Annotated in this window: 6 protein-coding genes; 3 read left to right on the top strand and 3 right to left on the bottom strand. The window is 39.3% G+C overall.

The genetic code is table 11. From position 1 onward, the window contains the following. Positions 1–441: 441 nt before the first annotated feature. Together LQ216_RS06965 and LQ216_RS06960 are read right to left on the bottom strand one after the other, a co-directional pair. On the bottom strand, positions 442–1,947 hold the full coding sequence (locus tag LQ216_RS06965; protein WP_230128229.1) for a cell wall-binding repeat-containing protein: 1,506 nt from the start codon (positions 1,945–1,947) through the stop codon (positions 442–444). 114 nt (positions 1,948–2,061) lie between these two features. Then, complete coding sequence (locus LQ216_RS06960) at positions 2,062–4,293, bottom strand: SpoIID/LytB domain-containing protein (protein ID WP_230128226.1); 2,232 nt, start codon at positions 4,291–4,293, stop codon at positions 2,062–2,064. A 260-nt stretch (positions 4,294–4,553) separates the two neighbouring features. On the opposite strand from LQ216_RS06960, the gene secA2 reads away from it, so the two are divergent. Next, positions 4,554–6,953, top strand: a complete 2,400-nt coding sequence (gene secA2 / locus LQ216_RS06955) for an accessory Sec system translocase SecA2 (protein WP_230128223.1) — start codon at positions 4,554–4,556, stop codon at positions 6,951–6,953. Continuing rightward, positions 6,940–7,827, top strand: a complete 888-nt coding sequence (locus tag LQ216_RS06950; RefSeq protein ID WP_230128220.1) for an accessory Sec system S-layer assembly protein — start codon at positions 6,940–6,942, stop codon at positions 7,825–7,827. The genes secA2 and LQ216_RS06950 overlap by 14 nt, the downstream gene beginning before the upstream one ends. Positions 7,828–8,197: 370 nt before the next feature. Here the strand turns inward: LQ216_RS06950 and LQ216_RS06945 are convergent, their stop codons facing one another. After that, positions 8,198–8,602, bottom strand: a complete 405-nt coding sequence (locus LQ216_RS06945) for a hypothetical protein (protein WP_230128217.1) — start codon at positions 8,600–8,602, stop codon at positions 8,198–8,200. Positions 8,603–8,955: 353 nt separating this feature from the next. Here LQ216_RS06945 and LQ216_RS06940 point away from each other — a divergent pair, with 353 nt between their 5' ends. Next, complete coding sequence (locus tag LQ216_RS06940; RefSeq protein ID WP_230128215.1) at positions 8,956–10,833, top strand: LTA synthase family protein; 1,878 nt, start codon at positions 8,956–8,958, stop codon at positions 10,831–10,833. Positions 10,834–10,895 lie beyond the last annotated feature (62 nt).

Raw genomic sequence — 10,895 nt, 5'->3', positions numbered from 1 at the left:
TCAGCCTTAATATCCAAGCTATAGTTTTGAAACTTCTGTCCTTTTTTTGCCATAAAAAATCACCCCTTAAAGTTCATGTTGTCCAACAAGGTGGTTTTTCAACATCTACTTTAAGGGGTGCAGTCTATGGAAAGCTTTAATAATTTATTACTGAGATGCCGTTGCCTTTGAGTGAGTTCTTGAAGGTAATCCATTAAGTCTTCTCTTAGCTCATGTTTGTACCATCAGTTCAATTTTGTTAACGGTTCTGATTCTATTATAAACGGAGCACTATCCAGAAAATATAGAGAAGTTGTATCAATCATTTATACTGATTTTCTCAAATGACCGCTATAGAAATTCGTATGCGGCATTCAGAGTTTCTATTCATATAAATAAAACTCGCCGACTGGCGAGTTTTAAGATTCAAAGATAGAAAAGTAGTTTCAACTTTGGCTCAACTTATTTGTTGCTCCAGTAGGTTGATATCCCCTGATAAATGCCCTGGGCTGCTTTATCTCGATATGTTGATGATTCTAGGAGTGCAGCATCTTTTGAGTTTGAAACAAAAGCTAACTCCGCAAGCGCACTTGCCATTTTTGTATTCTTAATCACAACAAAGTTTGCCTGTTTGACTCCTCTGTTGTTTGTCCCCAGCTCAGCGACCATTTCCTTTTGAATTAAAGTTGCCAATTCTTTGCTGTCAGCGGAAGCGTATTGGCTATTCCAAAAGGTTTCTGTTCCATTGACAGAAGGGTCGCTAAAAGCATTAATATGAATGCTTACAAAAACATCGGCACCAATCCTGTTAGCAAGATCCGCTCTTTCATCCAACGAAGGATAGGTGTCACCCGATCTTGTCATCGTAACACTAGCTCCTTGGGCAGCAAGCTTTGATTGCAATCTTTTTGCAACATCGAGTGTAACATTTTTTTCAACCAATCCGTTTCCTGTTGCTCCAGGATCTGTACCGCCATGGCCGGCGTCAACGACGATTTTCAGGCCGACAAGTCCAACTTGTGTCTGGTCCACAGCTTTTTGCGAAACAGAAGCCGTTCCTCCCAAAACAATGAAATCCGTAATCGCTTTTTCTTTAATAATCTCTTGGGTCTGCTCCGGTAGATAACTGCTATGAGTTAAAAGAAGCGGGGCATTTTGTTTAGCCGCTAGGACAGAGCCTGTTAAAGCATCGGCAAATGATAAACCGGTTGCCAGAAACGCTTTGCTTACATTTGGATGATAGGTTCTGACAATATTAGCCGCGACTTCATATCGATTACTGCCGCCTATTCTTGAATGATCAGGAAGCTGGCTTGCCACTTGGGCGCTAACGCTGGCGGTGCCCCCTACCACAATGGATTTCTGTGGGCTCCTTGCTGAAAGTACCGTCTTAATTTCAGCAGGCAAACTGCTAGGCCTTGTCAAAAGAATTGGAAAACCATTTTTTGCTGCATAAGGTGCGATCGCAAGGGCATCGGGAAAGTTAGTGCCATCCGCGATGACCACTTGTGCAGATGCAGGCAATTGAGAAGCAATTGCAGCAGACACTTCGAACCGGTTCAGTCCTGATATTCGCTGCACATTAGAAACACCTAAACTAGTTAACTCTGCTGCTACATTATTGGAAACACTTCCCTCTCCTCCAATAATAATGACTTCTTTGGGTGATAAACGAGAAATTTCTTGTTTTGTTGCTACCGTTAACTGGCTCGGCTGCGTTAATAAAATCGGGGCATTTTTACTATAGGCTAAAGGAGCTGCCGACAATGCATCAGCATAGGCATTGTAATTTGCCAAAACTACCGTGTTAATCGGGGCATTCGGCCATCCCTCTTTTGAAATATTGACTGCAACCTCAAAACGATCGGCACCATCCATTCTCTCTACCTTTTCTGCCGCGGACGATTGTTGAACATGTAACATCAAAAGCAGGGGTAACAAGAGGATAATGCTTATTATTTTTTTCATCTTCTCGCTCCTTTATTATGTTTCATAGCTGTATGTTTTCTTCCTTAATGCAAGAAAAAAGAAAGGGGATTAGAAATTTGAATGTAGCTAATCCCTTTTTGCATAACGTATTATTTAAGATTCTGTACTTAAAATGGAAGTAGGATAATAGAATTCAAGAATTTCCGGGTATTTATGTCCAGCTTTTGCGCGATTATACGCCCCATTCTGGCTCATCCCGATCCCGTGGCCATACCCCTTGCCTTGAATGGTAAACGAATCCGCAGCTCTAGATACAGAAGTAAGTAACGAGCTTTTGAAGCGTGTTGTGCCAAACATGGATCTCGCTTTCACTCCAGTCTGCTTAATATCCACGCTATATTTTTTAAGCGGTGCCGTCCCATCACAAACTCCATTTTCACAGCTAAATTGGTTGGTCGTTTTATCTTTCATATAAAAATTGACTTTTAATGTGGTATTCGTTGCACGCGTGGCCGCATTTCTTTCCGGACCGACGATGAAATCATTTACACCAATGACCTTGATTTCTTTATTGCTATACCCATTGGTTGACAGCCAGCTTTTAACTGAATTTGCTAAGAAAGCATCTTTTTCAGTCGCACTCCACCACCAGCCAGGATTGTATAAGGCCTTGGAAGTATCGCGATTTTGGTTTTTAACGATTTGAACCGGATCAATCTGAACTTTATCCACCTTCAAACTCCATGGAGTACTTGGGTCAAATGAGTCAGCCCTAGCTGCAAAATATGAAAGCTTTGTTGTTCCCCACTCTTCCTTATTCGTTGACGTATATCCGCCATTGCTTGAAGAAAAGAACGTACTAACCAGCTTTAATGAGCCATTTGCGTCTTTATATTTCAGGACTTTCCCCTTTGTTGCATTGACTGCATCAGTAGTGCGAGCGTCCCATAGATATCCGCCGTACACCTGGTAATTAATCGTGTCGAGAACGGTCTTTCCTACATCATCGATAGAATAAGTTCTTGCTGCAACAGCTTGTGCCTTTAATGCCTCCGGCGCCCAGCTAGCTGGCATTTCCCTCGGGACTACTCCCTTTAAATAATCTTCGTAAGGGATACTCGCGTTAACGGGTCTGATATATTTCCCACTTTCAATCGAAAAGTTCATATTCCCAAGATAAGCCTTATCATTTAACAAGATTTGGTTATCTGTTGAATAACGGGCTGGAACAAGACTGAAGTTATTCGCAGAAACTTTAATAACTTCATTTCCCTTATACAAAACGAGGTTTCCGTTCTCAGCTTTAAGAGAATAAGGGGTATTTTGGGTCAGTACATATTGATTCGGCAAACTGCGTACCAGACCGTCAGTAACAGAAGCAGTGCCTCCTAAAATATGAAAATCAGAAGTTTTCTTATCATCAATTACTTTAGCAATTGGACTAGGCAATGAACCAGGCGTTGTCAATAACAACGGGGCGTCTTTTTTGGCTGCCAGTACCGAACCTGTTAATGCGTCAGCAAAGGTTCCTCCATTGGAGATAAATGCCACTTCAGCGTTTAACCCTAATTGAGATACAATATTTGCAGAAACTTCATAACGATTTTTACCGCCAATTCTGGTCGGGGCAACTAGTTGATCTTCAACTTTCTTACTTACACTGCCTTCTCCGCCTATAATCAAGGTTGATGTTTTCCCTTGAAGTGCTTGCTGTATACTGTCAGGGATTGAAGACGGATTTGTTAATAGAATTGGAATACCATTTTTCGCTGCGTATGGAGCGATAGCCAGTGCATCCGAAAAAATATTCCCGTTCGTTACAACAGCTTTCTTGGCGGCAGGAAAATTAGCAGCCACTAATTGGGACACCTCAAAACGGTTTTTTCCGCCAATCCGAGTTACATCGGATGCCAATGTCTTTAATTTGGACTCGACGTTTTCTGAAACACTGCCAACTCCGCCAACAATAATAATCGTCGAAGGACTGAGAGATTTAATTCGGTCCTCTATAACAGCTGGTAATTCGTTTGATCCGGTCAAAAGAATAGGAGCGTTTTTTTGATAAGCTAGAGGAGCTGCTGATAAAGCATCAGCAAAAGCATTAGAATTTACAATAACCACGGTACTTGCTTCCTGCCAGCCCGCAGCGGCGACCTGGTCGGCCACTTCAAATCGGTTTGCGCCTGAATAACGGATGCTACTGTTGTCAGTTACAAATTGATAGGAACCTTTTGTTGTAATATCAATACTTTGTTTATTGCCTATGTAATTTTGAAGTTTGACTGAAATGGTTGATGCTGATGATGACGAAGCCGGTAATGCTAATACGCTTAAAGTCAATAAACCGATTGCCAATACTACAACAGATAGATGTTTTTTACTCATAATCCCAACCTTCTCTATTTTTTACTTTCTTGATATACATTACTAATCTATCAAAATATTACATAGCGGTAAATGGCGGATTTTGAAAAACAGTGTCGAAAAGTCATCGTATGATAAGCAAAAATGTGTAGCACAATAGGTTATAACGAATTAATTTGTAAAATAAGGTAAAAATTGTTACTCGAACAAATAAATAGTAGTTATGATATAATTTATCTAGTTTTATGAATACTTTATCTATGAAAATAGGAGAGAGTTTAATGATATCCAAAGTAAGAAAAGTCTTTGACGATAGTGCCAAAGATTTAAAGCGATTTACTAAAATGGCAAATAAAGTGAATAAATTGGAAGCGGAATTTGAAAAACTATCTGATGAAGATTTAAGGCAGATGACTTTTTCTTTTAAAGAGCGATTACAGAACGGGGAAACTGTTTCGGATATTACAATTGAGGCCTTTGCAGTAGTCAGAGAAGCCGCGAAACGCGTATTAGGACTCAGACATTATGATGTCCAGTTAATCGGCGGTTTTGTACTCCATGAAGGCTCGATTGCCCAAATGCAAACCGGGGAAGGCAAAACGCTGGTCGCCACGCTTCCCAGCTACCTTCATGCCCTTGAAGGAAAAGGCGTCCACATAATTACAGCTAACGAATATTTAGCTGCACGTGATAAAGAACAAATGGGCAAAATCCATGAATTCCTTGGGTTAACCGTCGGCTTGAATATTTCGGAAATTAAACCCGACGAGAAAAAAATAGCTTATGCAGCCGACATAACGTACGGAACAGGAACTGAATTTGGTTTTGATTACTTGCGCGATAATATGGTTAGAGCCAAACAGGATAAAGTTCAGCGTGGCCATTATTATTCGATTGTGGATGAGGTCGATAGCACATTGATCGATGAAGCAAGGACCCCGCTTATAATTGCGGACAAATCCTCTAAAGGTGCTGAGTTATCAGAAATCACAGCATATTTGGTTAAGTCCTTCAAAGCTGATGAAGATTATGAATTGTTCCAGGAATCAAAGCAGGTAAACTTAACAGATCAAGGAGCTTCTAAGATTGAAGCCGCTTTTGGGATTGATAATTTATATAATGAAGAATACCAAGTCCTGCTCCAAAATGTCATGCAAGCTCTAAGAGCACAAACCGTCATGATAAGAGATGTAGACTATATTGTTAAAGAAGGCAAAGTACTGATCATCGATAAGTTTACCGGCCGTGTCATGGAAGGAAGAACTTTCAGCGATGGCCTTCATCAGGCGATAGAAGCAAAAGAAGGCTTGGTCATTACTGAAGAAAATGAAACCCAAGCAACGATTACGATTCAAAACTACTTCCGGATGTATAAAACTCTTTCCGGTATGACCGGAAGTGCTACACCATCTAAACAAGAATTCTACGATACCTATCGCCTGCCAGTTATTACAGTACCGACCAATCGCCCAGTCCAAAGAATTGATTTGGAAGACCTTGTTTTCTATGATTACGAATCCAAGGTGCGGTATATTGTGTCAGAGGTAAAAAGGCTTCATGAAATTGGAAGGCCCATTTTATTAGGAACAACTTCTATAGAACAATCCGAGAAATTATCAGGGTATCTTACAAAATCACACATCAAGCATCAGATCTTAAATGCAAAAACAAGTGAAGATGAGGCACGGATCATTTCCATGGCAGGGCAAAAAGGCCAGGTTATGCTCGCAACAAACATGGCAGGACGGGGAACTGATATCCTTCTTGGAGAGGGAGTCCGTGAAATAGGCGGCCTTCATATTATCGGTACCGAAAGACATGAAAGCGGCCGGATTGACATGCAGCTCAGAGGGCGTGCAGGCCGACAGGGCGACCCCGGATCCTCACAATTTATTATTTCTCTTGATGATGATTTATTTACTTACTATGACGAGGAAGATTTCGAGCGTTTTAAGAAGAAGGTTAAGAAAAATGAAGTCGAAATGATCATTTCCCCTAATCCTTTAAAGTTTGTTGCAAAGGTTCAGGAAACCATTGAGAGCAATCATTTCTCGGCGCGTAATCATTTATTAAAGCTTGATAACTCCATTGACCAGCAAAACAAGATCATTTACCCGATGCGAGATCGCCTGCTTGAGTTAGAGGGTACCGATCTATTTGCCGAACTACTTGTTTATATGGACAATTATGTTAACCGGACGATAGACATATATTTACCTGATAATAAAGAAAACAGGGATATTAAAGGGATGATTAAACAATTATCACTTCTTTTCTCCTCACTGAATGATTGGGATGATAAAGATATTCTAGATTTAGAACGTGAAGAGCTTTCTGCTAGAGTAAATACTGAATTCGAGGAACTGAAGAAGAGAATTCTTGAATTGCAGGAAGACGAAAACATGGCAAGTGAGCTGAAGGATTTAATGCTACAACAAATAGACAGGAATTGGATTGAGCATCTTGATGCTATGACTGAATTAAAAGAAGGAAGCGGATTACGCGGCTATTCCCAAGAAGATCCTTATCGAATTTTTGAATTTGAAGCATTGGAAGGATTTAATCAGCTGCTCTACGATATTCAATCCAGAATCAGTATCTTGTTTGTCGAGAACTTTATTAATCCACCTGAATTAGATACCACTATTGAGGAGGAAATCTCCAACCATGGCCTTATTTAGCAAAAAGAAGAAAACCCAGCAAGAACCCAACGCGGTTACCGTAGAGGAATCAACAATGCAAGAACATGATCAGGAAGAGGTAGACACCGTCCTTTCCTTTCACCCCGACTGGGAAATAGAGCCGCAAGAACGGTTTGTATACCTGTATCACCATCAACAGCTGCCTAAATTAAAACCGAATCAGGTATCGATTAGCGGCATTAATTTAATAGATTATGAAGAAGGCTTCGTTGCCATTGCCTTTCTTCGAAATACCCTTACTAAACCTATTAGATTCGAATCAGTCAACCTTCTGCTTTTAGATGGTGAAGGTAATCCTTTTGCCAAGAGTCAATTTGATTTTGATGACATTGGAGAACTTCCTCCCCTTTCTTGCAGACCATGGAGGTTTTTGTTTGCAAAGGAAGACAAGTTGACTGAAACGATACCTGTAAACGATGATTGGAATATTGCTTTTGAGTTACGTTCAACAGAGGATACAGCTCATCATTTGGATTTGGACTCAACATGGGAGAACAAGATGTCTCCTGCCCAGCATGAGCATCTTGAACAAGTTGTTAAAAACCTCCCTCCGCTTTCTACCGGAGAAGTTAACTTCATGGGAATTGAAGCGAACTTTGTTCAGGATGGAGCTTTTGCAGTAACTGTGCTGATCAGGAACGGTAGTAATAACAACATCCAATTGGAGCAAATACCATTGATTGTTGAGGATGACGACGCAGACGTGATTTGCCAGGGTGCATTCCAGTTGAGCGATTTTGAGGTGAAAGCAAATACAAGTAAACCTTGGACATTCATCTTTCCTGAAGAGCTTGTACAAAAACAAGAACCTAATATGTCGAGATGGAAAGTATACCCTCCTTCTCAAAATTAGATAAACGCTAAAAAGGGACCGATCCAAAATTCACTAACCGTGATTTTGTGTCGGTCCCTTCTATTTTCACGCGATAATATATGTCGAAATATAGTGGTTTTTGTCGAGAAATCGATATATTAGATAAGTTGATAATAAATGTGCCGAAGTTGATAATAAAACAGAAAATTCGATTATAAATATGCGAAAGTTGATAATAAATCCAAAAACTTGATAATATCTCTGAGTTTAGGCTTAGGAGAGCCATATTACGGTACAAATGTTAAAAAAGAGGTTGACTCCAAAGGTTAAAATAACGCTTTGGGTCAGCCTCTTTCTTTGTATTAACTATTTGAGAGGAAATCCTAAAAATTCAGGATTTGTCCTGCTATTATGAAAAATCAGGCCAATTCTTTTGGTATTCATCGCCTTCAATTTTTTCGAGAGTACGGTATTTAAAAGGAGTTAGCTCACTCTCTTTCTTCTGAATGAACTCTTTCGCAATTTCATAAGGGATCAGGCTGAACTGATCTTCTTCCTCTGCAAGAAAATAAGCACCCGCGAGCTGGCCTTTATTATTCATGTCCAATACTAGAAAAGCCGGATAATAAGTCCCATCATTAGCTTCAAGCACTGATTTAGCCGTAATCATATTATTTTCAGCTTCAGTAGATTCATTACTTGTCTTTTCTAAAGCCTTTATCGCCCATCCTGGTTTTTTATAGCCTCCAATAATCTTTGGGGGGGTGTTTTTCAAACTCTCGATTAATCTCTGTAATTCTGCTTCACTGTTCATGATAGTTACATACTCCCTCCGACCTGTTAATAGCCAGTAAAAAACGGACAAAAATTTGTTGATACTTATAAAAATATATAATCCATTAGTTAATATAACGTTAACATACATCCAACGACTTCTGCAAATGTCCAAGAAGAACTGGCTTCCGTTTCGTAACTCCCCTGAATGGAAATATAAAAAGGTTAATTATTTGTTGATTTTTTGTTAAGATAAGTTAACATAGGTTTACAATTTATTGAAATTTCTTTACCCTAATCCTTTCATTATTATTCCAGATTTGGGCTTTCTCAGCCAAAAGAATATATCCATATCCCCTTGCCATGCGAATTAGTGTAATGAGGTGAGTTAAATTGGTACGTTCATTTTTAAAAAACCATAGACATACCATACTATTATTTATATTTACAATCGGTTTTATTAGTTTTTGTTGGATATTAAAAAACCTTTATTTCATTCACGAAATGGAGTTAGCGCCCCATAAAAAACTATTGCTTCTATCCTCGATCGGTCTTGGCCTTTTAATCGGAGGTTTGCTCGTTTCCGGAAAATCTAAGATAAAAGTGAGTTTGGCTTTCCTTTTTTATGTACTGGTTTCCTTCCTACTGTATGCGGATGTTCTTTACGAACGCTATTATGATTCTATTCTTCACATCGAATTATTGAGCCAGGCCAATCAAGTAGGAGATGTTAAGGAAGCCATTGCAACCCTGGTATACAGAACGGATTTCTGGTATTGGATTGATATTGCTTTTGTCGCGATTGCGCTTATCTATTTCTATAAGAAGAAAAACACAGACAAAACGTATTTAGGAACGGCTGCCGTATTCCTTTCAGGTATGGCCCTTATCTTAATCTCTGCTTTTTATCCATTAAAGGAGACCTTTTCAGATCAATATAAAGTGGCGTTAACCGGTATCCTCCCAGCCCATATCCATGATTTATCCAACACTATGTTAAATAAAGCAGAAGCTAAGGAAAATGCCCTCCAGAATGAAGTAAAAATGAAAGAGTTAAGAACCTATCTTAAAGAAAATCAACTGTATCAAAAAAGCTCTCCCTTTTATGGAAAGTTTAAAGGAAAGAATGTTATTATGATCCAGGCTGAATCTCTAAATACTTTCCCAATTGGACTTGAAGTGAGCGGTGCAGAAGTGACACCTAATATAAATAAACTGATAGAGACAAGCCATTACTATCCGAATACTTACCTGCAAATAGGGCACGGGAACACTTCAGATGCTGAGTTTGTTGCCAATAATTCCATCTATCCAATGACCGAAAGAGGCGTTTATAAGCAATATCCAACAAATGAGTATCTTTCGTTAGCGAAAATATTAAAAGGTGAAGGCTATAGCACGAGTGCCACACATGGAAATACGCCTGATTTTTGGAACCGCCAGCTGGCTTATCCTGAACAAGGTTTTCAAGCCTTTTACCATATTAATCATTCGAAACTGAAGCAAGATGAAATCATCGGCTTGGGTATCTCGGATGAAAGCATCTTCAAACAAATGGTGCAACTATATAAAAAAGAAGAAAAGCCTTTTTATAGTTTTCTAGTTACTTTAACAAACCATAGACCCTTCGAGATGCCTAAGGAATATCAATATCTGAATCTTCCTGATTCATTCACCGATACTCCAACCGGCAACTATTTACAAAGTGCACGTTATTTTGACCAAGCACTTGGAACATTTATCGATCTTTTAAAGGTGGAAAATATCTGGGATGACACGATTTTCGTTGTATATGGTGACCACTATGGCCCGTTGCCAAAAGATACAGGAGAAATGAAGAAGCTGATTGATGTCAGCTTTGATGAAAAAACGAGATTTAATGTTCCTTTAATTATCCATCATCCTGAACAAGAAACAGGAGAAATTCATGAAATTGTCGGCAGCCAAATGGATATCTATCCTACATTAACATCGCTGCTTGGCATTGACCGCCCTCTTATCCAATTTGGAAAGCCGCTAGACATGAAACGTAATGGGTATGTCGGGTTTGCATATGAAACTACCCGTTACTCGTTTTATTCAGATGACTATGATTATGTTGCTTCTCATGATGGTATCTTTTCATCAGGTAGATGCATCGATAATGAAACCAAAAAACCGGTAAGTGTAAATGCGTGCCAAAAAGGCTATAACAAAATTTTAAAAGATACAGAAATATCTTCTTTTCTACTGGAAAACAATCTTCTTACTAAAACTTTCCCGCAACAATGAGTTTGAGATAAAAACTGACCTTGACAGGTCAGTTTTTGTTTACAGAACAAGGTGAGATTAGT

It is taken from the genome of Bacillus sp. CECT 9360 (assembly GCF_918741275.1).
Lineage (GTDB): Bacteria > Bacillota > Bacilli > Bacillales > DSM-1321 > Peribacillus.
The sequence above is the reverse complement of the archived record's forward strand: the minus strand, read 5'-3'. Positions and strand labels throughout refer to the sequence as shown.

Coding starts and splice junctions, on each gene's coding strand:
- LQ216_RS06945 (WP_230128217.1), bottom strand. CDS start 8,602: ATGAACAGTGAAGCAGAATTACAGAGATTAATCGAGAGTTTGAAAAAC.
- secA2 (WP_230128223.1), top strand. CDS start 4,554: ATGATATCCAAAGTAAGAAAAGTCTTTGACGATAGTGCCAAAGATTTA.
- LQ216_RS06965 (WP_230128229.1), bottom strand. CDS start 1,947: ATGAAAAAAATAATAAGCATTATCCTCTTGTTACCCCTGCTTTTGATG.
- LQ216_RS06950 (WP_230128220.1), top strand. CDS start 6,940: ATGGCCTTATTTAGCAAAAAGAAGAAAACCCAGCAAGAACCCAACGCG.
- LQ216_RS06960 (WP_230128226.1), bottom strand. CDS start 4,293: ATGAGTAAAAAACATCTATCTGTTGTAGTATTGGCAATCGGTTTATTG.